The sequence below is a fragment of the Silvimonas iriomotensis genome, assembly GCF_014645535.1.
GTDB classification, from domain to species: Bacteria; Pseudomonadota; Gammaproteobacteria; order Burkholderiales; family Chitinibacteraceae; genus Silvimonas; species Silvimonas iriomotensis.
This window is the reverse complement of sequence record NZ_BMLX01000008.1, coordinates 101,398-127,290: the sequence shown is the minus strand read 5'-3', so window position 1 is coordinate 127,290 and position 25,893 is coordinate 101,398. Positions and strand designations below refer to the sequence as shown.

The following is a 25,893-nucleotide window of genomic DNA, read 5'->3' as shown; positions in this document are numbered from 1 at the left end:
GCGCCGGGAAGGCCGGTGCTCAGCTGTTTTGCAGCAAATCCGGCGAGATCGACGCGCGCAGGCAGTATTGCACCGCGCCGCCCCGCAAACGCCGCTGAATCCACCAGATGGCGCCCTTTTTGGTCGACAGGTCCTGATCCAGCCCGGTGAGCAGCAAACCGGCCAGACGGCCAATGGTGGGCTGATGGGCAACCAGAATGGTGATATCGCCATCGTTGCCTTCTGGCCAGCCGGTGACATCCAGGTAATCGGCCGGACCGCGCACATCCGGGTTCAGGCGCTCATCCACCAGAAACTCCGACGACAGCGCGCTGGCCGTCTGCTGCGCGCGCAACGCCTGACTGGCCACGATGCGGACCGTGCTTTGCGCCAGCCGTGGTGCCAGCCATTGCGCCATCAGCCGCGCTTGCGCGTGGCCGTGGCGGGTAAGTGCCCGTTTCAGATCGGGCGAGCCATCTTCAGCTTCAGCGTGGCGCCACAGAATCAGATCCATGCGCGACCTTAGTTACGTTGCTTGGCGGCCAGCTCAGTCAGCAGACCAATCTGGGCATTGCGTTTCTTGGCGGTGCGGGCGGCCTTGCGGCGATAGCGGCCGTCCGACTGCATTTCCCACGCTTGCGCGTTATCCACCAGGTACGGGCGCAGGCCTTCGCGGATCACGCGACGCTTCACGCGCGGGTCCAGGATCGGGAATGCGATCTCGATGCGGCGGAACAGGTTGCGACCCATCCAGTCGGCGGACGACAGGTACAGGTCTTCCACGCCATCGTTGTAGAAGTAGAACACGCGATGGTGTTCCAGGAAGCGGCCGACAATGGAACGCACCCGGATGTTTTCAGAGATGCCCGGAATACCCGGACGCAGCGCGCATACGCCACGCACGATCAGATGAATCGTCACCCCGGCTTGCGAGGCTTCGTACAGCTTCTCGATGATGGTCGGTTCCAGCAGCGCATTCATCTTGGCGATGATCACCGCCTTGCGGCCAAGGCGCGCATGGGCGATTTCGCGGTCGATGGCCTTGACCATATTCGGTTGCAAGGTGAACGGCGATTGCCACAGCTGATAGTGATCACCCGCCAGACCCAGGCCGGTGAGCTGCATGAAGACGTCGTTCACGTCGCTGGTGATTTCGTCATGCGCCGTCATCAGGCCAAAGTCGGTATACAGCTTGGCGGTACGCGGGTGGTAGTTACCGGTGCCAACGTGGGCGTAACGGCGCAGCTTGCCTTCTTCCCGGCGCACAATCAGCAGCATCTTGGCGTGCGTCTTGTAGCCATACACGCCATACACCACGTGCGCGCCGGCGCGTTCCAGCTTGGCGGCCCAGTTGATGTTGGCTTCCTCGTCAAAGCGCGCCATCAGTTCCACCACGGCGGTGACTTCCTTGCCACGGCGGGCGGCTTCCAGCAGCGCTTCCATCAAGGCCGAATCAGAACCGGTGCGGTACACGGTCATCTTGATGGCAACGACGGACGGGTCCAGCGCGGCCTGTTGCAGCAGGTCGATCACCGGGGTGAAGCTTTGATACGGGTGGTGCAACAGCACGTCGCCATGGCGAATGGCGGCAAACAGGTCAGACTGCTTGCGCAACTCGACCGGCGTACCTGGCATGAACGGTTCAAATTTCAGATCCGGGCGATCAACCTGATCGGGCACCTGCATCAGGCGCACCAGGTTCACCGGGCCGTTGACGCGGTAAACGTCCACGTCTTCCAGGCGGAATTGTTCTTTGAGGAAGTCCTGCAGATGCAGCGGGCAGTTATCGGCCACTTCCAGGCGCACGGCGCTGCCGAACGGGCGTTGTGACAATTCGCCTTCCAGCGCGGCGCGCAAGTCTTTCACGTCTTCGTCGTTATCGACCGAGACATCAGAGTCACGCGTGACGCGGAACTGGTAGCAGCCCTTGGCGCGCATGCCGGCAAACAGTTCATCAACATGTGCGTGCAGGATGGACGACAAGAACACAAAGCCGTGTTCCACGCCGCTGACCTCGGCCGGCAGTTTCACAAAACGCGGCAAGATACGCGGGGCCTGCACAATGGCAATGCCGGAGTTGCGGCCGAATGCGTCGCGGCCTTCCAGTTCAACAATGAAGTTGAGCGACTTGTTGAGCACGCGCGGGAACGGGTGGGACGGGTCCAGACCGATCGGCGTGAGCACCGGCATCAGTTCACGGAAGAAGTAATCGCGCACCCATTCGCGCTGGCTGTCGGTCCACAGCGTACGGCGGAAAAAGTGAATGCCTTCAGCGGCCAGCGCGGGCAGCATCACTTCGCCAAATACGCGGTACTGGCGCTCGACCAGATCATGGCTCTCACGCGTAATCCATTCGAAGGCCTGCATGGGCGTTACGCCCTCAGGCAGCAGGCGCGTGGCGGAGAGCTTCATGTTCTCCTTGAGCCAGGCCATGCGCACTTCGAAGAATTCATCCAGATTGGATGAAACGATACACAGGAACTTGAGTCGTTCCAGCAGCGGATTGGCCTGGTCTTCCGCTTGCGCCAGCACGCGGCGGTTGAATTCCAGGAGACCCAGTTCGCGGTTCAGCATCAACTGGTTTTCTGCGGGCTTGTAGATCATGTTCATGGTGTCGGCGTATGCGTGGCGGTTGATCGGTCTTGAAACCCGGCGTGAGCCGGGCGCGCAAACAGGGTAGAGCCGGTTGCTGCAGCAGCGATCGCCTGAAGCGATCGCAATGCCGATGCTTAGTTCGAAGGCGGCACGTAACCCTGAACAGCGTCTGCGCCACCGCCAAAGAAGTAGTTTTCCATCTGCTGTTGCAGATACTTGCGGGCGCTCGGATCAGCCAGATTCAGGCGGTTTTCGTTGATCAGCATGGTCTGGTGACGCACCCATGCCTGCCATGCCTCTTTGGAAACGTTTTCCCACAGGCGGCGGCCCAGATCACCCGGGACCGGCGGAAAATCCAGCCCTTCAGCCTCACGGCCCAGTTTGACGCAGTTGACGGTTCTGCTCATGTTGCTCTCGCTCATACTCTGTATTGAATGACACCGATATTGCCGCAGCGTGACAAAACCTTGCTATCAGGCAAAAACAATAGCCTGTATGCCACGTTGTAGAAGTTTCGGGTAAGCCTGCCAGTATACACCGCATGCCGGCCCGCTTCGCCCCTAACGCCGGCTGATCGGCACACAATGGGCTGACACGCCGATGGAACAATCGGTGCGGCATAATCGTCTGACGAGGTATGACCCCGTTTTATGCAGGCATGTGACCATGAGCGACTGGCCCTATCCCTTCTTGTTTGCCCACCGCGGCGGCGGCCGGCTGGCGCCGGAAAACACCCTGGCCGGCATGATGAAAGCCACGGAATGCGGCTACCGGGCGGTGGAATTCGACGTCAAACTCACTGCCGACAACGTCTGCGTGCTGCTGCATGACGACACGCTGGAGCGCACCAGCGACGGCCATGGCCCGATGGCGCAAAAGCGTTTTGCCGATCTGCAGGATGTGGACGCCGGCAGCTGGAAAGGCGAGGAATTTGCCGGCGAGCCTATCCCGGCCTTTAGCGACGTGGGTCTGTATTGCGTGCGCAATCGCCTGATGGCCAATGTCGAGATCAAACCTTGCCCCGGCCGCGAAGTGGACACCGGCAAACTGGTAGCGCGTGACGCCGCCTTGCTGTGGCAGGGCGAGGACGTGCCGCCGCTGTTGTCATCGTTCTCGTACGAGGCGCTGGAAGCCGCCGTCGCCGCCGCGCCCTGGTTACCCGTCGGCTGGCTGGTGGATCACTGGCACGACGACTGGGCCGAACGCCTGCAGAAGCTGGAAGCCGTTTCCCTGCATTGCAATCACAAAATCCTGACCGCCGCCCGCGTGAAAGCCGTGCGGGAGGCCGGTTATCACGTGCTGGCCTACACCGTGAATGACCCCGAACGGGCGCGAGAATTGCAAGGGTGGGGCGTGAGCGGGGTGTTTACGGATGCGCTGGATGCAATGCAGGGCGTGGAAGTTCCGGCCTGATCTGGCGCGTTGCCGGCGGGTGTGTGCAAGACCTTGAAACGCCGTTAGCGGGTAGGGTGGATTCGGAGCGGGGCGACAATCCACCATCGCAACGGTGGATTGTGTCGCGTGACCCTCAATACACAAACCGGTACCGCATCTCACCCAGGTTCAGTTCATCCAGAATCGCCTCGGCCCGTTCACGTGCGTTGCGCGGGCGCTGGCCGGATTTGCTGGCGATGATCAACTCGTTCTTCATCGAGTGCTCCCAGCCCACCAGTTCCGTCACGGTGACCTGGTAACCGTGCGCTTCCAGCAACAGGCAGCGCAGCACATTGGTGATCTGGCTACCGAACTCGCGGGTATGGATGGGGTGGCGCCAGATTTCAGACAACGGCGTTTTGCCGAAGGACTGGTTTTTCAGCTTGCGCAGGTGGCTGGCCACCTCGGCCTGGCAGCACGGCACCAGGACGATGTGGTGGGCATCTTTTTCCAGGGCGAACTTGATCGCGTCGTCGGTGGCGGTATCGCAGGCATGCAGCGCGGTCACCACGTCGATCTGTTCGGGCAGGGCGGTGGAGCTGATTGATTGCTCTACCGTCTCGTGCAGGAACGACATGCGGCCAAAGCCCAGCCGGTCTGCCAGCTCGCGTGAACCATCGACCAGCGCCTGACGGGTTTCAATCCCGTAGATATGGCCGTCGCTGCGTTCCTTGAAAAACAGGTCGTACAGAATGAAGCCCAGGTAAGACTTGCCCGCGCCGTGATCCACCAGCGACACCGCCGGGTGCTTTTCCAGCACGTCTTTGAGCAGCGGCTCAATGAAGTTGTACAGGTGGTAAATCTGCTTGAGCTTGCGGCGGCTGTCCTGATTCAGTTTGCCGTCCCGGGTCAGGATGTGCAGTTGCTTGAGTAATTCGACCGACTGGCCGGGGCGGATTTCTGGGGCGTTGTTCACGGGCAATCTCTTCAAACAGAAAAACCGGCATCTGGCCGGCGGGTCCAGTCTGGTTGGCATTGGCGCCACTGGACAAGGCTGAATTATAAAGGAATTTTGCTTGATCCCGCAGTCAGGATCATGCGCAGTACCACCGCCCGTCGATTCGTAAGTAAATTAGCGTTTTTTGATATCAATCAACAAATTGTGGGTGTATAAACTTACAAACTGGATGGCGATGTCATGCCGTCCGGTTCCGGAGCGACACCCATGAATGCACAATCCACCCTGTTTATGTCTGCCGCCGCCGCGGTCAACCCGGGTTCCAGACTCAAGCTGGCAGACCTGATGGCCTCGCTCAGCTATGCACTGGACATCACGGAAGGCCAGCCAGAAGGCCACTGTGTGCGCTGCTGCTGGATCGGCATCAACATTGCGCGCGAACTGGGTGTCAGCCAGCGCGACCAGTGGGACCTCTACTACACCTTGCTGCTCAAGGATCTGGGTTGCAGCAGCAATGCCGCCCGCATTTGCGAGCTGTATCTCACCGATGATCTCGGTTTCAAGCAAAGTTTCAAACTGGTGGGCACCGGCCTGCCGCAGATTCTGGGTTTTGTGTTCAGCCACACCGGGCGCAATGCCCGCTGGAGCTCCCGTCTGCAAGCCATCATGAATGTGCTCAAGAACGGTGGCGACATGGCGCAAGAGCTGATCCAGACGCGCTGCGACCGTGGCGCGGAGATTGCCCGCCGGCTGCGCTTTAACGAGGCCGTAGCAGGCGGCATCCGCGCGCTGGATGAACACTGGGATGGTTCCGGCCGGCCGGACAGACTGGCGGGAGAAGCCATTCCGCTGGCCTCGCGCATTGCCTTGCTGGCGCAGGTGATTGACGTGTTTCACTTCTCTGGCGGCCGCGGCGCAGCGCTCAATGAAGTCCGCGCCCGTGCCGGCAAGTGGTTTGATCCGGAACTATGCCGCGCGTTCGAATCCGTCGCCCAGGAGTCCATGTTCTGGCAGATGCTGGAGTCTGACCAGATCGCCAAAGCGGTACTGACACTGGAACCAGCGCAGTTTGCCGTGCCGGTGGATGAAGATTATCTGGATGATATTGCCGAGGCGTTTGGCGAGGTGGTTGATTCCAAAAGCCCGTTTACCGCTGGCCACAGCCAGCGCGTAGGCCTGTATACCGATGCCATTGCCGCGGCGCTGGAGATCCCGGAAGCGCGCCGGCGCTGGTTGCGCCGCGCCGCATTGCTGCACGATGTGGGTAAGTTGGGCGTCAGTAACTCCATTCTGGACAAGCCCGGCAAGCTGGATGACGAAGAGTGGGAAGCCATCAAGATGCACGCCAGTTATACCGAGGCCATCCTCTCGCGCATCGGTTCGTTCCGTGAACTGGCCAGAATGGCGGCGGCGCATCATGAACGTCTGGATGGCACGGGCTACCCGCGTGGCCTGAAGGCTGATGCCATCAGCCTGGAAACGCGCATTGTCACCACGGCCGATATTTTTGATGCCATCAGCGCCGAGCGCCCTTACCACCCGGCCACATCGATCGACGAAACACTGGCCATCATGAAAAAGAGCGTGGGCACAGCCATTGATCCGCGCTGCTTTGATGCGCTGTGCCGCGTGGCAGAAGTCGCCGTGCCGGCCTGATCAGTCAGCCGCGCCGGCCAGCCTTGCCAGTAAAGCGCTATCCGGCGGATGAGCGGCACACAGCGCGCGCTTGGCTTTGGGCGCCAGTTTCTTGATTGCGTATTCCTGCCGTGAAGCCTCGGCCCGGTCTGTGCACACCAGTACCGCCAGCAAGCGTACAGGCGGGTTGGCACGGGTATAGCGCGCGCCTTTGCCACTGGCGTGTGCCAGATAGCGCGCCGCCACATCATTGCTGATGCCGGTGTACAGGCTGCCGTTGCGGCACTCAATCAGATAGACAAACCAGGGCGCGCTGGCGCCGTCGGTAACAGGCTGCATAAAAAGGGTTTGCGTGCGGGCGCAAACGCGCCAATATTCGGGGCTCTGATCATCACATAAAGCTGGAATTGCCGCATGTCCAGATCCCGCATGAATCTCACCACCGGCCCGGTCGGTCGCACGCTGTTCCTGTTTTCATTGCCGGTACTGGGCAGCAATGTGCTGCAATCGCTCAATGCCTCGATCAACTCGATGTGGGTGGGGCATTACCTGGGCGAGGCCGCGCTGACGGCAACGTCCAACGCCAATATCGTGCTGTTCTTTTTGCTGGGCGTGGTGTTCGGGTTGTCCATGGCCAACACCATTCTGGTCGGCCAGGCTGTGGGCGCGCGCAACATGGATCAGGCCCGGCGCGTGGTTGGCACCAGCGCCACGTTCTTTGTGATTGTTTCAGTGTTGCTGGCCCTGGCCGGCGTGATCCTTACCCCGCACATCCTGGATGCCATGGGCACGCCGGCCGATGCCCGCCCGTACGCCGTGGCCTATCTGCGCGTGATCTTTATCGCCGTGCCGTTCATGTACCTGTACAACGTCATGATGATGACCCTGCGCGGTACGGGGGATTCCCGCACGCCGTTCTGGTTCATGTTGTTTTCGGTGGTGACGGACATCATCCTCAATCCGGTGCTGATCTTTGGCTGGGGACCGTTCCCCAAACTGGGCATTGCCGGCTCGGCCACGGCCACGCTGATTGCGCAAAGCACCAGTCTGATCGCCATGATGTGGTTCCTGAAGCGCCGCAAATACTTCCTGCTGCTGGGCCGGCACGAACTGCATTACCTCAAGCCTGATCCCGCCATCTTGCGCTCGCTGATCTTCAAGGGCTTGCCCATGGGTTTGCAGATGCTGGTGATCTCGTCCTCGGCCATTGTCATGATCAGCCTGGTGAACGCGCATGGCTCAACCGTGACGGCGGCCTATGGCGTGGCCTCGCAGCTGTGGAACTACATCCAGATGCCGGCGCTGGCGCTGGGGGCGGGCGTGTCGTCCATGGTGGCGCAAAACGTCGGCGCGGGGCTGTGGGATCGGGTATCGCGCATTACGCGGGTGGGCGTGATGTTCAATTTCCTGATGACCGGGGCGCTGGTGGGCCTGTTGCTGCTGCTTGATCGCGTGGTGCTGGGCTTGTTCCTGCCCGATGATGCCAACGCCATGAGCATTGCCCGGCATATCGACTGGACGGTGTCCTGGTCGTTCATCCTGTTCGGCGTGACGATTGTGCTGTTTGCCACCGTGCGCGCCACGGGCGCGGTGGTGGCGCCGCTGGTGATCCTGGTGATCTCCATGTGGCTGACGCGCTTGCCGTTTGCCTCGCTGATGAGCACGCATATGGGTCAGGAAGCCATCTGGTGGAGTTTTCCGGTGGGGTCGGTGGTGTCGCTCACGCTGGCGCTGTTGTACTACCGTTTTGGCGGCTGGCGGCAAGCCCGCATGGTGGCGTCCGGGGCAGCGGCGGTGGCGGCCAAATGAGCAAGCTGCGGTTTCTGACGGGCTACCCGCCCGAAGTGGTCACGCGCGTTGAACAGTTGCTGGACAGCGGCGAACTGGCGCCCTGGCTGACCAAACGCTACCCGGATCGCAACGAGATCCAGACCGACAAGGCGCTGTACGACTATGTCATCGAGATCAAACAGCGCTATCTGAAAAACGCACCGCAACCGGCGCGGGTGCAGTACGACAACCAGCTTGATCTGATTGGTGGCACGCTGGGCACCAATACCTTTGCGTCACGCGTGCAAGGCAGCAAGCTCAAGCGCAAGAACGAGATCCGCATCGCCACCTTGTTCCGCGATACGCCGCCGGAGTTCCTGAACATGATTGTCGTGCATGAACTGGCGCACCTGAAAGAGAAGGACCACAACAAGGCTTTCTACCAGATGTGCTGCCATATGCAGCCCGATTACCACCAGCTGGAGTTCGACTTGCGGGTGTGGCTGACGCTGCGCGAACAAGGCTAAGGCGGCCAGGCGGCGCGCATGCAAAAAGCCCGGTCATGGACCGGGCTTTTTGCTGCAACATCACCAGCAGATTGATCAGTGATCAGTCTTTCGGGTTGATGTTGTTGATGACGTATTTCACGCCCGGCACCTTTTCAGCGATCTGGCCGGCCTGGGCCATTTGTTCGCCGTGATCAACCGTACCGTCGATGGTGACTTCGGCCTTCTTGGAAGTCACAACCAGGTTGAACGCCTTCAGGGTTGCGTCGGCATCCAGCGCAGCCTTGACGGAAGCAGCCAGTTGCTCGTCGGTCGGGGCAGCAGCGGCGGCAGCGTCAGCAGCCATGGCAGCAGTAGCGGTGAAGGAAGTGCCAACAACCAGGGCGGCGGCGATCAGCGTACGTGCGAGCAGTTTGTTCATTTCTTTTCCCTTGTCACAAGACCGGATAATGAGAGCAGTTGAAAACGGATCGGCGTGCGCGAGACCCGCGCAGGGATTTCCGACTCAGGCGGAAATGTATGAATCAATCATTGCGGTTTCATGACAACTGCCCGGAATGCGCGAATAAATTGATGAACGCCATCGCCTGCAAACATCCTCAAACGGTCTGAAAGCCTTGCCAGGACTGCATCTGGCGCGCCAGGCATAAAAAAACAGCGGCCAGGGCCGCTGTTTTTTGTACGCCACGCAGGCGAGGCTGATTAACGCGGGTGTGCCACGTTGATCAGGTTCTTCACCGAGGTCACGCCGCTGACACCCTTGGCGATGGTTTCGGCTTTTTCAGAGTCATCCTGCTCTTGCACGGAACCAAACAGGGTGACTTCGCCATTGTTTTCCTTCACGCCCAGGTTAAAGGCATGCAGGGTGGCGTCCTTGTTCAGGGCGGCCTTGACCTGGCCAGTCAGCGAGTCTGCCGTGATAATGTGGTTCACCACGCTCTTCACGCCGTCGACCTTGCCAGCTGCATCAGCAATGGCGGCAGCCTGGTCTTTGGTCGCGGCAGTACCAGACAGGGTAATCACGCCCTTCTTGTTCTTGACCTTGACCTTGGATGCACCCAGTGCCGGATCCTTCAGCGCTTTCTTGACCTGCGAGGTCACCGACGGCTTGGCGGTGCTTGCTTCCATCGCCTTCTCGCCGTTGTCACCATTCGCGCCGTCGGCCCAAGCCGAAGTGGCGGTCACGCCGAGACCCAGACCAAGTGCCAGTGCCAGTGTGGTGCGCAAAAAAAGCTGCTTCATTCTTATTCCCTCTCATTTGGACTCAGATGTTGTAGCGGCAAATGGGCCTGAGAAGCCTGGTTTGGCGGGGCAAACCATTTATCAGGTCCAAAGTTATGCATAGGACATGTTACTGACACGTCAATCTGTTTTGCTGTGTCCAGGGGGAGGGGCGGTAGTCATCCTTTTGACAGCCTGGCAAAAGTAATAAAAAAAGGCTGTACCACCATGTGGTCAGCCTTTTTGTCCATCCGCAGTTTGATGATGGCTTAGTGGCGGGTCGCCCTGATCTTGTAGCGATAGCCCAGCCACATGGCCAGCAGCCAGACCGGCACCAGATAAACCGAGACATCCAGCCCCGGCGTAAACAGCAAGATGCCCAGGATCATGACCATGAACGCCAGGCAAATCCAGTTACTGAGCGGGAACCAGAACGAGCGGAACACAATGTGCTCGCCCTTGGCGTCCATGGCTTTGCGGAACTTGATATGGGTCAGGCTGATCAGCGCCCAGTTGATCACAAGCGCCGCCACCACCAGCGCCATCAGTACATCCAGCGCGCGGGCCGGGATCACATAGTTGATGATCACGCAGGCAAAGGTTGCCAGTGCCGACAGCAAAATAGCGGCAACCGGCACGCCACGGCGGTTCACCTTCAACAGTGCCCGCGGCGCATTGCCTTGTTCGGCCAGGCCGTACAGCATGCGGCTATTGGCATACACGCCGCTGTTGTATACCGACAGCGCTGCCGTCAGCACCACAATGTTCAGCACGTTGGCAGTCAGCCCTTCGCCAATCTGCGAGAAAATCATCACAAACGGGCTGCCACCAGCGGCGACCTTGCTCCAGGGGTAGAGCGACAACAGCACCGTGAGTGCGCCAATGTAGAAAATCAGGATCCGGTAGATCACCTGGTTCACGGCTTTGGGAATGCTCTTGCGCGGGTCATCCGCCTCTGCCGCGGTAATGCCGATCAACTCCAGCCCGCCGAACGAGAACATGATCACGGCCAGCATCATGAACAGGCCGCTGAAGCCGTGCGGGAAGAAGCCGCCGTCGTTCCACAAGTTGGAGATGGAAGCCTGCGGGCCGCCGTGGCCACTGACCAGCAGGTAACCGCCAAACACGATCATGGCGATCACGGCCACCACCTTGATGATGGCAAACCAGAATTCCATCTCGCCAAACAGCTTCACGTTGGCCAGGTTCACGGCGTTGATGGCGACAAAGAACACCAGCGCAGAAACCCAGGTCGGGATATCGGGCCGCCAGAATTCGACGTATTTCCCCACGGCGGTCAGTTCTGCCATGCTCACCAGCACATACAGCACCCAGTAGTTCCAGCCCGACAAAAAGCCGGCGAAGTCGCCCCAGTATTTGTAGGCAAAGTGGCTGAAGGTGCCGGCCACTGGCTCTTGCGCCACCATTTCGCCCAGTTGGCGCATGATCAGAAACGCGATAAAGCCGCCAATGGCATAGCCCAGAATCATGGAGGGCCCGGCGGCCTTGAGCACGCCGGCAGAGCCCAGGAACAGGCCGGTGCCAATGGCGCCGCCCAGCGCGATCAGCTGGATATGACGGTTTTTCAAGCCACGCTTGAGGCCGTCTTGTGAGGTGGATGTATCCAAAACAGGTTTCCTGCAAAGCCGGTGTACTTACCGGGGTCTATCAAATCAGCGCCAGTCTGGCGCCCAAACGGCACCAAAAAGTGCGGCCAGGCGAAAACCTGGCCGGCTTTGACTGTGGCACGCGTCAGCACGTGCCTCAAGTCGGGATATCAATTACGCGAAGGCGGAGCGACGCTTATTCTGCCGCCGCTGTGACCTTGATCAACACCTGGCCATCGACATTGACTGCCATGCCCGGGCGGATCTTGTTGGTCTTGCGCAGTTCCTGCACGCCGTCGACCATCACCACGCCGCTGGCGACCAGCGCCTTGCCGGCGCCACCGCTGTCTACCACGCCGGCAATCTTCAGCAAATCGTTCAGCGGGATGTATTCGGTGTTGATTTCAACTTCAAGCGTTTGCATGGGGTGCGGACCCGTGAAAAGTGGATGTTAACAGGATGAACCGGTCGGATGCGGGCAGCGCCACGCATGCTCCGGCCGTATGTCTGAGGGATAAATTACACTGCGCGTGCTTGCGGTAAAGCCGGCGTTTATTTCTGACCAACGATGGACAGCGCGACGGCCTCTGCCACCTTGATGCCATCCACGCCCGCCGACATGATCCCGCCCGCGTAACCGGCGCCTTCACCAGCCGGATACAGACCGCGCGTGTTCATGCTCTGCAAGGATTCATTGTCACGACGGATACGCACCGGGGACGACGTACGGGTTTCCACGCCGGTCAGCACTGCATCGTGCATATCAAACCCCTTGATCTGGCGCCCAAACGCCGGCAACGCTTCACGGATGGCGCTGATGGCAAAATCCGGCAGCGCGGTATCCAGGTTGGTCAGATGCACGCCCGGCGTGTAGGACGGCTGCACGCTGCCGAAGTCTTTGGAGGGCTTGTTGGCAATGAAGTCGCCCACCAGTTGCCCTGGTGCGCTGTAATTGCTGCCGCCCAGCACATAGGCGGCGGATTCGAGCTTGCGCTGGAATTCCACGCCCGCCAGCACGTGGCCAGGGTAGTCACGTTCCGGGCTGATATCGACCACGATGCCGGCGTTGGCATTGCGCTCGTTGCGCGAGTACTGGCTCATGCCGTTGGTGACTACGCGGCCTTCTTCGGACGTGGCCGCCACCACCGTGCCGCCCGGGCACATACAGAAGCTGTAGACCGCGCGGCCATTGCTGGCGTGGTGCACCAGTTTGTAATCGGCCGCACCCAGGATCGGGTGGCCGGCATTGGGGCCGAAACGGGCGTTATCGATCAGTGATTGCGGGTGCTCGATCCGGAAACCCACGCTGAACGGCTTGGCTTCCATGTACACATTGCGGTCGAACAGCATCTGGAAGGTATCGCGCGCAGAGTGGCCCAGTGCCAGCACCACATGATCGGTCTCGATGACTTCGCCGGTATGGGTTTTCACGCCGCGCACCTGCTGGTTGCCGTCGGCGGTTTTCTCGACGATCAGATCGTCCATGCGGGTCTGGAAGCGGATTTCACCGCCCAGTTCGATGATCTTCTCGCGCATGGTTTCGACCATGCCCACCAGCCGGAACGTACCAATGTGCGGCTTGGACACGTAGAGGATTTCTTCCGGCGCGCCGGCAATCACGAACTCGTGCAGTACCTTGTCGCCATGATGACGGTGATCCTTGATACGGCTGTAGAGCTTGCCGTCAGAGAACGTGCCCGCGCCGCCTTCGCCAAACTGCACGTTGGATTCCGGGTTCAGTTCGCGCTTGCGCCACAGGCCCCAGGTGTCTTTGGTGCGCTCGCGCACCGCCTTGCCGCGCTCCAGCACAATCGGCTTGAATCCGGTCTGCGCCAGGATCAGCGCAGCAAACAGGCCACAGGGCCCCAGGCCCACCACCACCGGGCGCTTTTGCAGGTTGTCTGGCGCAAACGCCACCGGCTTGTAGCTGGTATCCGGCGTGACGCTCACTTTAGTGTCGTTCTTGAAGCGCTTGAGCAGCGCGGCCTCGTTGCGCACTTCCACGTCCACGGTGTAGATCAGCAGGATGCTGGCTTTTTTGCGGGCGTCGTAGCTGCGCAGATAAATGCTGTGGCTGATGAGATCGTCCGCCTTGATGCCCAGCCTGGCCACAATCGCGGCGGGCAGTTCTTCAGGGGTGTGATCCAGCGGGAGTTTGATTTCGTTCAGTCGCAGCATTCAGTTTGATCCAGACAAAAGTGGCGGCCAGCGCAGCCGCAAACCCGGCATTGTACCGGATGCCGCGCCCCGGCCGGGGTTGAGGCGACGCGCGCGGCTGGCCTGGTAATTGTCACGCTCGTCACACCAGGGTGTGACTGAACTTTGACCTCATCGCATAGCCCATTATGATCTTTTGTGTCAGCGTGGCTGACGCCGGCATTTCTTCTAAAAAGGAAAAAAACAATGCTGCGGTTCATCGGCAATATTCTGTGGTTTGTGCTGGGTGGCGTGTGGATGGCCATTGGCTGGTGGCTGGCTGGCCTGGTCATGCTGATCACGATTGTGGGTATTCCCTGGGCAAAGGCCTGCTTTGTCATCGGCGGTTTTGCCCTGTGGCCGTTCGGGCGGGAAGCCGTGAACCGGCGCGATATCAACGGCAAGCATGACATTGGCACTGGCGCGCTGGGTTTTCTGGGTAACGTGATCTGGTTTGTGTTTGGCGGCTGGTGGCTGGCCATTGGCCACGTGCTGTGCGCGGCTGCCAACTTCATCACCATCATTGGTATTCCGTTTGGCATTCAGCACCTGAAACTGGCGCTGATAGCGCTGGCCCCCATTGGCCAGACCGTGGTCGAGAAAGACCGCATGTTCTCCATGCGCGGCTAGGGCGGGCTCTGCCGCCAGGCGGTGTCATGAACGGGCGTCTTGCACGACTCTATGGGTATATCAAATGCCACCAGAGGTCTGCCATGCGCCCGTTGTTGTTTCAGCTCCCCCACTTGGTTGCCAGCGCTGCGCTGGCGCTGCTCCCCGCAACCCAGGCCGTTGCCGCCGCATGCCAGGCCCAAAGCGGCACGCACCGCGCCGCGCTGGTGCAACTGTTTACCTCTGAAGGCTGTTCAGACTGCCCGCCCGCCGACGCCCGCCTGGACACACTGGGCAACGCCGCGTCTGCCCAGACCGGCGCCATTATCCCCATTGCCCTGCACGTGAATTACTGGGACGACCAAGGCTGGCGCGACCCGTTTGCCGACCCGGCCTATGGCGATGTTCAGGAATGGATGGTTCACGCCACTGGCGGGCGCGTGGTGTACACACCGCACTTTTTCATCAACGGCACCCCGCTGCTGGACTGGCGCAGCCGGCTGGATGACCTGATGAACAACGCTACCCGCCAGAACGCCCCGGCCGGCGTGTATGTGGACGCCACCCCGCAAGAGGGCAACAAGCTGACGGTTTCGGCCAAGGCATCCGGGCTGAAAACGGATGCGCAACTACGTGTGGCGGTGGTGGAAGGCGGCCTTGTCTCTCATGTGGTCGCCGGGGAAAACAGCGGCGCCACGCTGACCCATGCGCACGTTGTCCGTGCCCTGAGCCCGGCGCTGTCCATCCACAACGACAACCCCGTGCAAACCACGCTGGCCATCCCCGCCGCGACCGGCAAAAAAGTGCGCGTGGTGGCGTGGCTGCAAAACCCGCAAACGGCAGAGGTAGTACAGGCGGTCAGCACGGCCGATTGCGCGCGTTGACCGCCCGCATCACGCGCTGAGCTGCTGCTTGCCGAGTTTTTCCAGCAACAAGGCATATTCCACCGCCTTGCCGCGGAACAGCGACTCATGCACATTGCCCGCCAGGTTCATCTGGGTGAGCGGCTGCAACGCCGACACCTGCACCGCAGGCACCGGGCCTGCAAGCAGCGCGTCATGCGTGGCGGCCATCTGCAACATCACCTCTTGCAGCGCGGCCTTGAACGTGGGCGATGCACTGGTGTATTCCGCCGCAAACGTCTTCATCAACTTGCCAAAATCCACCAGAAAATCCAGCACCTGCTGATGGGTTTTGAGCAAGCCCAGATCTGCGCGATATCGTTCCAGATGCCACGGCATGAGCGAGTTCAGATCCACCGCCAGCATCTGCACCGACGCCCGGAATGCATTGGCGGATTTTTCCAGCGCCGGCAACGCAGCCTGATCGCCCGCCAGGCTGGCCCGCACGCACGCCGTGGCCGCCCCGGTCGCCTGCAGCAGCAGCTTGTGCGCCTCGTGGCCGTGATCGGGCGGCAAGATCAGCTTGTGTATGGCAAAGCCCAGAAACATGCCGACAATGACGCTGAACAGCCGCTGCTCGATCAACTCCATATACGTGCCGGAATACAAAATCAGCGTCATCGCCACCGTCAGGCTGGTCAGCCGGAAAAACTGCGGCCGCAGTTTCACCAGCCCCAGAATCACAATCGGCACCAGCACCACACCCAGCACAAAATGCGGATGCGTCAGCCACAACACCAGACACCCCACCGGCACTGCAATCACATTGGTCAGCACGCGCTGATAAAAATAACTCTGCGCCGCGTTCACAGAGTTACCGAGTGCCAAAGTCAGCATGGCCGAGGTCGCCATACCAATCGCCACCTCGTTATTGCCGTACCAGTACGCCGGGAAATACCCCAGCCACATCGCCAGCGCAAACTTCAGATAACGCGCGTTATCGGTCAGGGAAAAATCGGCCAGGCGGGATTTGAGCGGGGATGAGTTCATGATCTACAAAGGATTGCCGATGCAACGGCCAAACAGAACAATCATGGGCGCGGTGTCGCCCATGTAGCCGGCAATGTTGGCTTGAATCCACTCCTCTTGCGTGATGGGAGACCAGTCGATTTCATAACCACAAGCCACAATCAGATGTTCAAACAGAATACGCTGGGCCCGGCCGTTACCCTCCCGGAACGGGTGGATCACATTCAGCTCCACGTAGAAGTCTGCAATACCACTTACCAGTTCCGGTTTGGCCAGCCCGTCAAAGAATCGGGCTTGTTCCATCCTGGTAAACAAGCGTGTAGCTTCGGAGACTATCCGGCTGGCAGTACAAAACCGCGTTTCATCTTTGGAAATATCGACACTACGAATTTCCCCGGCCCAGGCGTAAATATCTGCAAAGAGTTGCCGGTGAATATTTTGCAGATCGTGTAGCGTGTAAGGCGGGTTGGTGGGGTCGATCAGCTGAGCGTTGATGGCGGTGATTTCCTGCTCTGCTTCATCCAGGAGGCTGTTGTCGGTGATGCCCAGCTGATTTTTCAGTACGGCGCTACCTGGGTAGCAATAGCTGTCTTGCCCCGCGCCATACTTGTCACGCATTACTTGCTCTTGTGCGTGTACTTGGCGATCAGGGTCGCCTTGGTTTGTTCCAGTTCCGTGACCGTCATGATCCTGGCCGAAGACGGGGCATAGCCCTCCAGCCGCAAGCTGGCGTTATAGTTGGCCAGGCGCGTTTTCATGACGTACTCAGTTTTGACTTTCTGGCTTGCCATAAAGAATCTCTGTGTGAGCCGTGGCGCAATTATAGCCGGTGTTGCCGCTGCTCAGCGGGGCTTGTTCAGCGCTGCAGCGGCCACAAACAAAGCCTTCAACCCCGCTTCATCCAGCGTGGCGCCTTCCTTGAAATCAATCGCCCGCCGCGCATTGCCTTCCAGGCTGGAATTGAACAGTTTGTTGGGGTCTGCCACCGCCGCGCCCTTGGGGAAAGTCAGCTTCACCGCTGCCTTGTAAGACTCCCCGGTGCAGATAATGCCGTTGTGTTCCCACACCGGCACGGCCCATTTCCAGGTCTCGACCACCTCCGGGATGGCTTCATGCATCAGCGCCCGCAGCCTGGCCAAAGTCTCGCCGCGCCAGTCGTTCAGCTCGGCAATGCGCTCGTCAATCAGGATGGGTGCGGGGCGGTTGGGATCGCCGCTGGTTTTGTGCATGGCATTTCCTCAGGGATTGATCGACATATCCTGGCAGGCGCATCGCATTTTTGAAATCTGAACAGGCTGATCCTCAGGCGTTGTACCCCAAATTCGGCGCCAAATCCCGTTCCGCCTGCTCCACAGAAACCCCACGCCGTGCCGCGTAATCCTCTACCTGATCCTTGGCCAGTTTGCCCACCGCAAAGTACTGCGCCTGCGGGTGGCTGAAGTAGAAGCCGCTGACCGCCGCCGTGGGCAGCATGGCGTAGCCTTCGGTCAGGGTCATGCCGATGCTGTTTGCGTCCAGTACGCGGAATAGGTCGGTTTTGGTGGTGTGGTCCGGGCAGGCGGGGTAGCCGGGGGCGGGGCGGATGCCGGTGTATTTCTCGTCGGTCAGTTCATCCACCGTCAGTTGTTCTTCCGGTACGTAGCCCCAGATTTCCTTGCGGACCTTGCGGTGCATGTATTCGGCAAAGCCTTCGGCAAAACGGTCGGCCAATGCTTTCACCATGATGGCGCTGTAGTCGTCGTTGGCGTCTTCAAAGCGTTTTACGTGCGGGTCAATGTTCAGGCCGCCGGTGACGGCAAAGGCGCCGATGTAATCGGTCTTGCCGCTGGTTTTGGGGGCGATGAAGTCAGAGAGCGCCCAGTTGGGTTTGCCTTCGGCTTTGGCGTTCTGCTGGCGCAGGGTGTGCCAGGCCATCAGTTTTTCGCCGGTTTGCGGGTCGTAGATTTCAATATCGTCGCCCACGCTGTTGGCGGGCCACAGGCCGATCACGCCCGATGCGGTCACCCATTTTTCTGCGACCATCTTTTGCAGCATGGCTTGCGCGTCGGCAAACAGCGCGCGGGCGGATTCGCCGACGACGGCGTCTTCCAGAATGCGCGGGTATTTGCCAAACAGCTCCCAGGCGTTGAAGAACGGGCTCCAGTCGATGATCGGGGCGATCTCTTCCAGCGGCACGTTTTCAAACTTCATCACGCCCAATTGTTTGGGTTTGGGCGGGTTGTAGTGCGGCCAGTCGATGACGGGCCTGAAGGCGTTGGCGCGCGCGGTGGCCAGCGGCAGCAGCTTGCTGGCGCCCTTGTTGGCGTGAATGGTGCGGATGTTCTGGTACTCGTCACGCACCTTGCCGACGTAATCGGGCTTGAGTTCGTCGCTCAAGAGGCTGGAACACACGCCCACGGCGCGGCTGGCGTCGGGGACGTAGATCACGTTGCCGCTGGGGTAGTTGGGCTCGATCTTGACCGCGGTGTGCACCTTGGAGGTGGTCGCGCCGCCAATCAGCAGCGGTACGTCGAATGCCTGGCGTTCCATTTCCTTGGCCACGTGCGCCATTTCTTCCAGGCTAGGCGTGATCAGGCCAGACAGGCCAATGATGTCCGCGCCGATCTCTTTGGCGGTATCCAGAATCTTTTGCGCGGGCACCATCACGCCCAGGTCGGTCACCTGATAGTTGTTACAACGCAGCACCACGCCGACGATGTTCTTGCCGATGTCATGGACGTCACCCTTCACGGTGGCCATCACGATCTTGCCCTTGGCCGGCGCGTCTGCCAGACCCATGGCGATTTTTTCTTCTTCGATAAACGGTTCCAGGTGGGCCACGGCGGCTTTCATGACGCGGGCGGATTTCACCACCTGCGGCAAAAACATCTTGCCGGCGCCGAACAAGTCGCCCACGTGGTTCATGCCGTTCATGAGCGGGCCTTCGATCACGTGGATCGGGCGCTCGGCGGCCTGACGGGCTTCTTCGGTGTCTTCCACGATAAAGGTGGTGATGCCTTTGACCAGCGCGTGGGTAATGCGCTCTTGCAGCGGCAGTTGGCGCCAGCTCAGGTCTTCGCCCTTGGCGGCGTTGGCGTCGCCCTTGAAGCTTTCGGCCAGGGCGATCAGCGCCTCGGTGGCGGCCAGCGGGTCCGGGTTGCCGGTGTCGCGCATCAACACCACGTCTTCGATGCGGTCGCGCAGTTCTTGCGGCACTTCTTCGTACACTTCCAGCGCGCCGGCGTTGACGATACCCATCGTCATGCCCTGGCTGATGGCGTGGTACAGGAACACGGCGTGGATCGCCTCGCGCACCTTGTTGTTGCCGCGGAAGCTGAAAGACACGTTAGAGACGCCGCCGGAAATCTTGGCGTACGGCAGGTGCTGTTTGATCCAGCCGGTGGCTTCGATGAAGTCCAGGCCATAGCGGGCGTGTTCTTCAATGCCGGTGGCAATGGCAAAAATATTCGGGTCGAAGATGATGTCTTCGGGCGGGTAGCCCACTTCGTCCACGAGGATGCGGTAGCTCTTCTCGCAGATCTCGATCTTGCGGGCAAAGGTGTCGGCCTGGCCGACTTCGTCAAACGCCATGACGATCACCGCCGCGCCGTAGCGACGCAGCAGGCGGGCCTGTTCGACAAACTTCTCTTTGCCTTCCTTCATGCTGATCGAGTTAACGATCGGCTTGCCCTGAATGCACTTCAGGCCGGCTTCGATGACGTCCCACTTGGAGCTATCGACCATGATCGGTACGCGGCTGATGTCGGGCTCGGCGGCGACCAGGTTCAAAAAGGTGACCATGGCTTTGTGGGCGTCCAGCATGCCCTCGTCCATGTTGATGTCGATCACCTGCGCGCCGGCTTCCACCTGCTGGCGGGCCACTTCCAGCGCGGCGGGGTAATCGCCGTTCAGGATCAGGCGAGCAAAGGCTTTGGAGCCGGTGACGTTGGTGCGTTCGCCCACGTTCACAAACAGGTCTTTGTCGCCAATGTTGAACGGCTCAAGGCCGGAGAGGCGGCATTTCTTTTCGATATCCGGCAGCGCGCGCGGCGCAATGTCTTTAACGGCCTCGTAAATGGCGGCGATGTGATCCGGCGTGGTGCCGCAGCAACCACCAATGATGTTCACCAGGCCATGCTCGGCCCATTCCTTGACCTGACCGGCCATGGTGGCCGGGTCCAGATCGTAGCCGCCAAAGGCGTTGGGCAGGCCGGCGTTGGGGTGGACTGAGACAAAGGTCTCAGAGATCCGCGCCATTTCTTCCACGTACTGGCGCAGCAAATCCGGGCCCAGCGCGCAGTTCAGACCAAAGGTCAGCGGTTCGGCGTGGCGCAGGCTGTTGTAGAAAGCTTCAGTGGTCTGGCCGGTCAGCGTGCGGCCGGATTGATCGGTAATCGTGCCGGAGATCATCACCGGCAGGCGCTCGGCCTCGGGGTGCTCGTCAAAGTATTTGTGGATGGCGAACACGGCGGCCTTGGCGTTCAGTGTGTCGAACACGGTTTCGACCAGCAGCAAGTCCGCGCCACCCTTCACCAGGCCGTCGATGGCTTCGGTGTAGCTTTCCACCAGTTCATCAAAAGTCACGTTGCGGTAGCCAGGATCGTTCACGTCCGGGCTGATGGTGGCGGTGCGGTTGGTCGGGCCCAGCACGCCGGCGCAATAACGCGGCTTGTGCGGTGTTCTGGCGGTTTGCGCCACGCACAGTTCTTTCACCAGTTTGGCGGCGGCGTGGTTCATTTCCCACACCAGCTCTTCCATGCCGTAGTCCGCCATGGCAATGCGCGTGCCGTTAAAACTGTTGGTCTCGATGATGTCGGCACCAGCGTCCAGATACGCCTGGTGGATTTCACGGATCACCTGCGGCTTGCTAAGCACCAGCAAATCGTTGTTGCCCTTGAGGTCGCTCGGCCAGTTGGCAAAACGCTCGCCGCGGTAGTCGGCTTCTTGCAACTCATAGCGCTGGATCATCGTGCCCATACCGCCATCCAGGATCAGGATGCGTTGGTTGAGCTGGTGTTGCAGGTCGGCGCGACGAGTCATGGGCTTGATTCTCAAGGGTTTCACAGGGCGAATCTGCAATTTTAACATGAGGGCGGGTGGCAAAAGCCAAAGCCGGTGGGCCGCTCATTCCATTGGCGGATAGCCTGACCTGAAGATTTAGGCTTGCGGCAAGCGCTGGCGCGGCGCATAACAGAAAATTACCCGTGCAATTGTCACGCGCCCGGGTGTTGTTTGCCGCGTTTGCCGGCTTGCGGCCCGGTGCTTGTAAAACCGGCCAGAAAAACCCACTTTGAGAACAACCCGGTCTTGCGCTGAAACCGGCGCAACGGCTGGAACATAATCAGGCGATACTTGGTCTTGCACACAGGAGCCGCGGTATCAGCCCCGGCCCGTCACCACAAAAAGAACACGCGAACACATCGCACAGGAGAAGCGAAATCATGAAAGTACAGGCCATCCGTTTTGAGCAGACTGGCGATGCGTCGGTGCTGCGTTATGGCGATACCGATATCCCCGACCAGCCCGGCCCCGGCGAAGTGCGTTTGCGCCATGTGGCGGTGGGTGTGAATTTCATTGATACCTATCACCGCAGCGGTTTGTACGCCGTGCCGCTGCCGTCCGGCATTGGCCAGGAAGCCGCCGGGGTCGTGGAAGCGCTGGGCGAGGGCGTGACCGAATTCAAGGTGGGAGATCGCGTAGCGTATGCCGGCGGCCCGATCGGCTCGTATTCGTCTCACCGCAATATCGCGGCGGCCCGCCTTGTACCGGTGCCGGACGCAGTACCGGATGAAGTCGCCGCCGGGACGTTGCTGCGCGGCATGACCGCGCAATACCTGCTCAAGCGTACGTTCAAGGTTGAACCGGGCATGACGGTGCTGATTCATGCCGCAGCCGGCGGCGTGGGCCAGATCGCCACCCAGTGGGCACGCACGCTGGGCGCGCGCGTGATCGGCACGGTGGGTTCTGCGGCCAAGGCCAGACTGGTGGCCCCGTTCTGCGATCATGTCATCGACTACACCCAGGGCAGCTTTGCCGAACAAGTGCGCGCGCTGACTGACGGCAAAGGCGTGCCGGTGGTGTATGACGGCGTGGGCAAGGCGACATTTGAAGGCTCGCTCGATAGCCTGGCGCCGCGCGGCATGTTGGTCAGTTTTGGTAATGCCTCTGGCGCGGTGCCGCCGTTCTCGCCGGGCATTCTGTCGCAAAAAGGCTCGCTCTTTCTGACGCGCCCGACGCTGGGGCATTACACCGCAACGCGTGAGGAATTGCTGGCGACAGCCGCTGATTATTTCTCGGTTGTTGCCAATGGCGCCGTCAAAGCCGAGGTCCACCAGCGTTATGCGCTGGCCGACGCGGCCAAGGCGCACCGGGATCTGGAAGGCCGCCAGACCACGGGCTCCATCGTATTGCTGCCTTGAACCCACTTCACCCGTACTGCGAGCGCCACCATGGTTCATCTCATGTATCTGCACGGGTTTTTGTCGAGTCCGTTTTCGCACAAGGCCAATGAAACAGCGGTCTGGATGGCTGAACACGGTTATTCGGATTTTTTTCACTGCCCGCAATTGCCGATGGAGCCGTTTGAGGCCGCCACGGAAATCCGCCTTGCCATCGACAAACTGCACGGCGAGCCGGTGTGCTTTATCGGCAGCTCGCTGGGGGGCTACTTTGCCACCTGGGCGGTAGAAGAGTTCGGAGGCAGCGCGGTGCTGGTCAACCCGGCCGTTCACCCCTATGTGCTGATCAACCAGTATGTCGGGCTGCAACGTAATTACCAGACTGGTGAGATTCATCAGATTGACGCGGTATTCGGCGAGCACCTGAAACACTTCGAGCGTAAGATCAGCGACCCTGCGCGCTACTGGCTCATGGTGCAGACCGGCGACGAAACGCTGGACTATCGCGAAGCGGTGGCCAAATACGCGGGCAGTGCACAAACCGTCATTGAAGGCGGCGATCATTCGTTCCAGCGGTATGGTGATTACCTGCCGCAAATCTGGGACTTCGCTCAAGGAGAAAGCTAGACATGCCTACGCCACAGCGCGGCATTTTGCCTGTTGCGTCCACCCACGCAATTTTCCTGACCTTGCGCCGCCGTCTGGGCCGTCGCGGCGACCCGGCCTTGCGCAGCTTGCTGGGGCAGATTCCCGAGCGGATAGAAACCCTGGCCGCCGGCAACAAAGAAGCGGGCATCAGTGCCGTGCTGGCCATCGGCAGTGATTGCTGGGCCGAGATTTTTGAATCCGGCCGTCCGGCCTTGTTGCGGCCGTTTCCGCGCATTGCCGGCGCCATCCACCCGGCCCCGGCCACAGATGGCGACTTGCTGCTGCATATCCGCGGCGAGCGCTATGACCTGATTTTTGAATTTGCCGACCATCTGGCAGTGCAGCTGGGCGACTGGTTTGAAGTGGTCGAATCCGTAAACGGGTTCCGCTATCGCGACAAACGTGATCTGACCGGCTTTGTGGACGGCACCGAAAACCCGGAAGGCGATGAAGACCGCACCGCCGCCGCCGTCGTGGGCGAGGAAGACGCCGAGTGGGCCGGTGGCAGCTATCTGCACGTGCAGCGCTATGTGCACCGGCTGGAGCAATGGACCAAGCTGCCCGTAAAGCAGCAAGAAGCCATCATGGGCCGCACCAAGGCGCACAACGAAGAGATGGACGACGAACACAAGCCGCGCACCGCACACATTGCCCGCGTGGTGATTGAAGAAAACGGCGAAGAACTGGAAATGCTGCGGCACTCGTTGCCGTATGGTTCGCCCGCCGGTGATCGCGGTCTGTACTTTGCCTCTTATGCCCGCACGCCGGATATCTTTGAAAAGATGCTGACGCGCATGGTCGCCCCCACTTTTGATGGCCGTGTTGACCATATGCTCAACTACACCCGCGCGGTGAGCGGTGTGGCGTTCTTTGCGCCCAGCCGGGAGAAACTGGCCAGCCTGGCCGGTGCCAGGCAAGGCTGATTGCGTCGCCAACCAACAAAAAGCCCGACATGTTGTCGGGCTTTTTGTTGATCAGGACCGCGCGGATCAGCTGCGCAGCATCTGCAGCAGCACGTTGTACTGGTGCGAGAGTTCGCTGTCGCTGCTGCGCTGGGTTTCAATGGTGCGGCAGGCGTGCAGCACCGTGGTGTGATCGCGGCCGCCAAAGGCATCGCCAATGGCCGGCAATGACATCGGCGTGAGTTCCTTGGTCAGCGACATGGCAATCTGGCGCGGGCGGGCGATATCACGCGTGCGCTTTTTGGAGTGCATGTCCGCAACCTTGATCTTGTAGAAGTCCGCCACGGTTTTCTGGATGTTCTCCACCGTGATCTGGCGGTTGCCAGAGGCCAGAATGTCGCGCAGCGCTTCTTTGGCGGCTTCCAGCGTCAGTGCCTGGTTGGTGAAGCGGGCATAGGCCAGCACGCGCTTGAGCGCGCCTTCCAGTTCACGCACGTTGGAGCGGATGTGCTTGGCGATAAAAAACGCCACGGTCGAATCGAGTTTGAAGTTCTCGCGCTCGGCTTTCATCATCAGGATGGCCACGCGCATTTCCAGTTCCGGCGGCTCAATGGCAACCGTCAGGCCCCAGGAGAACCGCGACACCAGCCGGTCTTGCAGGCCGTCGATCTCTTTGGGGTAGCGATCCGAGGTGATGATGATCTGCTTGTGGCCTTCCACCAGCGCGTTGAAGGCGTAGAAGAATTCTTCCTGCGTTTTGTCCTTGCCGACAAAGAACTGGATATCGTCGATCAGCAACAGATCCAGCGAATGGTAGTAGCGCTTGAACTCGTCAAACGACTTGTGCTGATAAGCCCGCACCACGTCGGCCACGTACTTTTCGGCGTGGATATAGCGGATCTTGGCCGCCGGGTTGCGCTGATGCACCGCGTTGCCAATCGCCTGGATCAAGTGGGTCTTGCCCAGACCGACACCGCCGTACACAAACAACGGGTTGTAGCTCACGCCCGGGTTCTCGGCCACTTGCTGGGCCGCGGCGCGCGCCAGCTGGTTGGCCTTACCGGTCACCAGCGTTTCAAAGGTGAAGCCGGGATTCAGACGCGTGGTTTCGTGGTGCGTGGAACCGCCCTGAATGGCCGGTGCCGGGCGCACGCTGGGCGCAGGCGCCGGAATGGTGGCGACACTGGCGGGCTGGTTGTAGCTGGTCGGGGCGGCCGCAGGGCGCGGCGGGGTGGCCGACGGCGCCGGCACTTTGCGCGCGGCAGAACCGACCTTGAGCGAAATCGCGGGCACACCACCTTCAAAGAAGGAACTGGCGGATTCTTCAATCACGCCCAGGTAACGGTCGCGGATGAACTGCAGAAAAATCTGGTTGGGGACGATCAGGTTCAGGCTGTCGCCGTTGACCTCGGCCACCAGCGGCTTGATCCAGATACGGAACTGGTCGGCCCCAAGGCGGGACTCCAGTTCAGTAAGGCAGTGGGACCAGCAGTTTTCCAGTGCAGACATGACGACCTGTTTTGATATGCCCTAATGTCTGGTTTACCCCGCCTCTGGCGCGCGCAAGGCGCAGGCCGCAGCGGCTGGCGGATAAGCCAGCCTGGGTAAAGCCTGGTTCGGACTGATTTTTGTGGATCGACCGGAT

Annotated in this window: 25 protein-coding genes; 9 read left to right on the top strand and 16 right to left on the bottom strand. The window is 60.3% G+C overall.

Annotation, left to right across the window (positions count from 1 at the left end; all coding sequences use genetic code 11):
• Positions 1–19: 19 nt before the first annotated feature.
• The 3 genes from IEX57_RS19700 to IEX57_RS19690 all read right to left on the bottom strand — a co-directional run bounded on the left by IEX57_RS19700 (position 20) and on the right by IEX57_RS19690 (position 2,981).
• On the bottom strand, positions 20–493 hold the full coding sequence (locus tag IEX57_RS19700; RefSeq protein WP_188706796.1) for a SixA phosphatase family protein: 474 nt from the start codon (positions 491–493) through the stop codon (positions 20–22).
• Positions 494–501: 8 nt separating this feature from the next.
• Positions 502–2,583, bottom strand: a complete 2,082-nt coding sequence (ppk1, locus tag IEX57_RS19695) for a polyphosphate kinase 1 (RefSeq protein WP_188706904.1) — start codon at positions 2,581–2,583, stop codon at positions 502–504.
• A gap of 125 nt (positions 2,584–2,708) precedes the next feature.
• On the bottom strand, positions 2,709–2,981 hold the full coding sequence (locus tag IEX57_RS19690; RefSeq protein ID WP_188706794.1) for an oxidative damage protection protein: 273 nt from the start codon (positions 2,979–2,981) through the stop codon (positions 2,709–2,711).
• 259 nt (positions 2,982–3,240) lie between these two features.
• Here IEX57_RS19690 and ugpQ point away from each other — a divergent pair, with 259 nt between their 5' ends.
• Positions 3,241–3,987 carry a glycerophosphodiester phosphodiesterase gene (ugpQ, locus tag IEX57_RS19685; protein WP_188706792.1) on the top strand — a complete coding sequence of 249 codons (747 nt, stop codon included), beginning with the start codon at positions 3,241–3,243 and terminating at the stop codon, positions 3,985–3,987.
• A gap of 115 nt (positions 3,988–4,102) precedes the next feature.
• Here the strand turns inward: ugpQ and IEX57_RS19680 are convergent, their stop codons facing one another.
• Positions 4,103–4,924, bottom strand: a complete 822-nt coding sequence (locus IEX57_RS19680; RefSeq protein ID WP_229709140.1) for a class I SAM-dependent methyltransferase — start codon at positions 4,922–4,924, stop codon at positions 4,103–4,105.
• A 249-nt stretch (positions 4,925–5,173) separates the two neighbouring features.
• On the opposite strand from IEX57_RS19680, the gene IEX57_RS19675 reads away from it, so the two are divergent.
• Positions 5,174–6,562: an HD-GYP domain-containing protein gene (locus IEX57_RS19675; protein ID WP_229709139.1), complete on the top strand. Its 1,389-nt coding sequence runs from the start codon at positions 5,174–5,176 to the stop codon at positions 6,560–6,562.
• Here the strand turns inward: IEX57_RS19675 and IEX57_RS19670 are convergent, their stop codons facing one another.
• Positions 6,563–6,880, bottom strand: a complete 318-nt coding sequence (locus IEX57_RS19670; RefSeq protein WP_188706787.1) for a GIY-YIG nuclease family protein — start codon at positions 6,878–6,880, stop codon at positions 6,563–6,565.
• Positions 6,881–6,955: 75 nt separating this feature from the next.
• On the opposite strand from IEX57_RS19670, the gene IEX57_RS19665 reads away from it, so the two are divergent.
• Positions 6,956–8,350, top strand: a complete 1,395-nt coding sequence (locus tag IEX57_RS19665) for an MATE family efflux transporter (protein ID WP_188706785.1) — start codon at positions 6,956–6,958, stop codon at positions 8,348–8,350.
• The gene (locus tag IEX57_RS19660; RefSeq protein ID WP_188706783.1) at positions 8,347–8,838 is read left to right on the top strand and encodes a M48 metallopeptidase family protein; all 492 of its coding nucleotides are present in this window, start codon (positions 8,347–8,349) and stop codon (positions 8,836–8,838) included. The genes IEX57_RS19665 and IEX57_RS19660 overlap by 4 nt, the downstream gene beginning before the upstream one ends.
• 82 nt (positions 8,839–8,920) lie before the next feature.
• Here IEX57_RS19660 and IEX57_RS19655 read toward each other — a convergent pair whose 3' ends face one another.
• The 5 genes from IEX57_RS19655 to IEX57_RS19635 all read right to left on the bottom strand — a co-directional run bounded on the left by IEX57_RS19655 (position 8,921) and on the right by IEX57_RS19635 (position 13,823).
• A complete protein-coding gene (locus tag IEX57_RS19655; RefSeq protein WP_188706781.1) occupies positions 8,921–9,238 on the bottom strand; it encodes a BON domain-containing protein in 318 nt (105 codons plus the stop codon).
• A 281-nt stretch (positions 9,239–9,519) separates the two neighbouring features.
• Positions 9,520–10,059 carry a BON domain-containing protein gene (locus IEX57_RS19650; RefSeq protein ID WP_188706778.1) on the bottom strand — a complete coding sequence of 180 codons (540 nt, stop codon included), beginning with the start codon at positions 10,057–10,059 and terminating at the stop codon, positions 9,520–9,522.
• A 248-nt stretch (positions 10,060–10,307) separates the two neighbouring features.
• A complete protein-coding gene (locus IEX57_RS19645; RefSeq protein ID WP_188706776.1) occupies positions 10,308–11,666 on the bottom strand; it encodes an amino acid permease in 1,359 nt (452 codons plus the stop codon).
• A gap of 175 nt (positions 11,667–11,841) precedes the next feature.
• Positions 11,842–12,069, bottom strand: a complete 228-nt coding sequence (locus tag IEX57_RS19640) for an RNA-binding S4 domain-containing protein (protein ID WP_188706774.1) — start codon at positions 12,067–12,069, stop codon at positions 11,842–11,844.
• Between the two features lie 128 nt (positions 12,070–12,197).
• Positions 12,198–13,823, bottom strand: a complete 1,626-nt coding sequence (locus tag IEX57_RS19635) for an NAD(P)/FAD-dependent oxidoreductase (protein WP_188706771.1) — start codon at positions 13,821–13,823, stop codon at positions 12,198–12,200.
• 225 nt (positions 13,824–14,048) lie between these two features.
• Between IEX57_RS19635 and IEX57_RS19630 the strand changes: the two genes are divergently transcribed.
• Both IEX57_RS19630 and IEX57_RS19625 read left to right on the top strand, forming a co-directional pair.
• Positions 14,049–14,471, top strand: a complete 423-nt coding sequence (locus IEX57_RS19630; protein ID WP_188706769.1) for a YccF domain-containing protein — start codon at positions 14,049–14,051, stop codon at positions 14,469–14,471.
• Positions 14,472–14,554: 83 nt separating this feature from the next.
• Positions 14,555–15,334, top strand: coding sequence for a DUF1223 domain-containing protein (locus tag IEX57_RS19625; protein WP_188706767.1), 780 nt, complete (start codon positions 14,555–14,557; stop codon positions 15,332–15,334).
• A gap of 9 nt (positions 15,335–15,343) precedes the next feature.
• Here IEX57_RS19625 and IEX57_RS19620 read toward each other — a convergent pair whose 3' ends face one another.
• The 5 genes from IEX57_RS19620 to metH form a co-directional block, all read right to left on the bottom strand.
• The gene (locus IEX57_RS19620; protein ID WP_188706765.1) at positions 15,344–16,342 is read right to left on the bottom strand and encodes an FUSC family protein; all 999 of its coding nucleotides are present in this window, start codon (positions 16,340–16,342) and stop codon (positions 15,344–15,346) included.
• 3 nt (positions 16,343–16,345) lie between these two features.
• On the bottom strand, positions 16,346–16,939 hold the full coding sequence (locus IEX57_RS19615; protein ID WP_188706763.1) for a putative adenosine monophosphate-protein transferase Fic: 594 nt from the start codon (positions 16,937–16,939) through the stop codon (positions 16,346–16,348).
• Complete coding sequence (locus IEX57_RS19610) at positions 16,939–17,112, bottom strand: YhfG family protein (protein WP_268238366.1); 174 nt, start codon at positions 17,110–17,112, stop codon at positions 16,939–16,941. Before IEX57_RS19610 ends, IEX57_RS19615 begins: the two co-directional genes overlap by 1 nt.
• A 51-nt stretch (positions 17,113–17,163) precedes the next feature.
• Complete coding sequence (locus tag IEX57_RS19605; RefSeq protein ID WP_188706759.1) at positions 17,164–17,550, bottom strand: DUF1801 domain-containing protein; 387 nt, start codon at positions 17,548–17,550, stop codon at positions 17,164–17,166.
• Between the two features lie 73 nt (positions 17,551–17,623).
• Positions 17,624–21,340, bottom strand: a complete 3,717-nt coding sequence (metH, locus tag IEX57_RS19600) for a methionine synthase (RefSeq protein WP_188706756.1) — start codon at positions 21,338–21,340, stop codon at positions 17,624–17,626.
• Positions 21,341–21,741: 401 nt separating this feature from the next.
• On the opposite strand from metH, the gene IEX57_RS19595 reads away from it, so the two are divergent.
• The 3 genes from IEX57_RS19595 to IEX57_RS19585 are packed head-to-tail and all read left to right on the top strand — an operon-like array spanning position 21,742 to position 24,269.
• A complete protein-coding gene (locus tag IEX57_RS19595; protein ID WP_188706754.1) occupies positions 21,742–22,719 on the top strand; it encodes a quinone oxidoreductase family protein in 978 nt (325 codons plus the stop codon).
• Positions 22,720–22,749: 30 nt separating this feature from the next.
• Positions 22,750–23,325, top strand: a complete 576-nt coding sequence (locus tag IEX57_RS19590) for a YqiA/YcfP family alpha/beta fold hydrolase (RefSeq protein WP_188706752.1) — start codon at positions 22,750–22,752, stop codon at positions 23,323–23,325.
• A 2-nt stretch (positions 23,326–23,327) separates the two neighbouring features.
• Complete coding sequence (locus tag IEX57_RS19585; RefSeq protein WP_188706750.1) at positions 23,328–24,269, top strand: Dyp-type peroxidase; 942 nt, start codon at positions 23,328–23,330, stop codon at positions 24,267–24,269.
• Between the two features lie 66 nt (positions 24,270–24,335).
• Here IEX57_RS19585 and dnaA read toward each other — a convergent pair whose 3' ends face one another.
• Positions 24,336–25,757, bottom strand: a complete 1,422-nt coding sequence (gene dnaA / locus IEX57_RS19580; protein WP_188706748.1) for a chromosomal replication initiator protein DnaA — start codon at positions 25,755–25,757, stop codon at positions 24,336–24,338.
• Positions 25,758–25,893: the final 136 nt, after the last annotated feature.

What these genes read in the sequence shown, in the direction of transcription:
- IEX57_RS19610 (WP_268238366.1), bottom strand. Translation starts at nt 17,112, where the DNA reads ATGGCAAGCCAGAAAGTCAAAACTGAGTACGTCATGAAAACGCGCCTG.
- IEX57_RS19640 (WP_188706774.1), bottom strand. Translation starts at nt 12,069, where the DNA reads ATGCAAACGCTTGAAGTTGAAATCAACACCGAATACATCCCGCTGAAC.
- IEX57_RS19605 (WP_188706759.1), bottom strand. Translation starts at nt 17,550, where the DNA reads ATGCACAAAACCAGCGGCGATCCCAACCGCCCCGCACCCATCCTGATT.
- IEX57_RS19590 (WP_188706752.1), top strand. Translation starts at nt 22,750, where the DNA reads ATGGTTCATCTCATGTATCTGCACGGGTTTTTGTCGAGTCCGTTTTCG.
- IEX57_RS19650 (WP_188706778.1), bottom strand. Translation starts at nt 10,059, where the DNA reads ATGAAGCAGCTTTTTTTGCGCACCACACTGGCACTGGCACTTGGTCTG.
- IEX57_RS19655 (WP_188706781.1), bottom strand. Translation starts at nt 9,238, where the DNA reads ATGAACAAACTGCTCGCACGTACGCTGATCGCCGCCGCCCTGGTTGTT.
- IEX57_RS19630 (WP_188706769.1), top strand. Translation starts at nt 14,049, where the DNA reads ATGCTGCGGTTCATCGGCAATATTCTGTGGTTTGTGCTGGGTGGCGTG.
- IEX57_RS19635 (WP_188706771.1), bottom strand. Translation starts at nt 13,823, where the DNA reads ATGCTGCGACTGAACGAAATCAAACTCCCGCTGGATCACACCCCTGAA.
- IEX57_RS19675 (WP_229709139.1), top strand. Translation starts at nt 5,174, where the DNA reads ATGAATGCACAATCCACCCTGTTTATGTCTGCCGCCGCCGCGGTCAAC.
- IEX57_RS19625 (WP_188706767.1), top strand. Translation starts at nt 14,555, where the DNA reads ATGCGCCCGTTGTTGTTTCAGCTCCCCCACTTGGTTGCCAGCGCTGCG.
- IEX57_RS19690 (WP_188706794.1), bottom strand. Translation starts at nt 2,981, where the DNA reads ATGAGCAGAACCGTCAACTGCGTCAAACTGGGCCGTGAGGCTGAAGGG.
- IEX57_RS19595 (WP_188706754.1), top strand. Translation starts at nt 21,742, where the DNA reads ATGAAAGTACAGGCCATCCGTTTTGAGCAGACTGGCGATGCGTCGGTG.
- IEX57_RS19665 (WP_188706785.1), top strand. Translation starts at nt 6,956, where the DNA reads ATGTCCAGATCCCGCATGAATCTCACCACCGGCCCGGTCGGTCGCACG.
- ppk1 (WP_188706904.1), bottom strand. Translation starts at nt 2,583, where the DNA reads ATGATCTACAAGCCCGCAGAAAACCAGTTGATGCTGAACCGCGAACTG.
- IEX57_RS19660 (WP_188706783.1), top strand. Translation starts at nt 8,347, where the DNA reads ATGAGCAAGCTGCGGTTTCTGACGGGCTACCCGCCCGAAGTGGTCACG.
- ugpQ (WP_188706792.1), top strand. Translation starts at nt 3,241, where the DNA reads ATGAGCGACTGGCCCTATCCCTTCTTGTTTGCCCACCGCGGCGGCGGC.
- IEX57_RS19700 (WP_188706796.1), bottom strand. Translation starts at nt 493, where the DNA reads ATGGATCTGATTCTGTGGCGCCACGCTGAAGCTGAAGATGGCTCGCCC.
- IEX57_RS19670 (WP_188706787.1), bottom strand. Translation starts at nt 6,880, where the DNA reads ATGCAGCCTGTTACCGACGGCGCCAGCGCGCCCTGGTTTGTCTATCTG.
- IEX57_RS19585 (WP_188706750.1), top strand. Translation starts at nt 23,328, where the DNA reads ATGCCTACGCCACAGCGCGGCATTTTGCCTGTTGCGTCCACCCACGCA.
- dnaA (WP_188706748.1), bottom strand. Translation starts at nt 25,757, where the DNA reads ATGTCTGCACTGGAAAACTGCTGGTCCCACTGCCTTACTGAACTGGAG.
- metH (WP_188706756.1), bottom strand. Translation starts at nt 21,340, where the DNA reads ATGACTCGTCGCGCCGACCTGCAACACCAGCTCAACCAACGCATCCTG.
- IEX57_RS19615 (WP_188706763.1), bottom strand. Translation starts at nt 16,939, where the DNA reads ATGCGTGACAAGTATGGCGCGGGGCAAGACAGCTATTGCTACCCAGGT.
- IEX57_RS19620 (WP_188706765.1), bottom strand. Translation starts at nt 16,342, where the DNA reads ATGAACTCATCCCCGCTCAAATCCCGCCTGGCCGATTTTTCCCTGACC.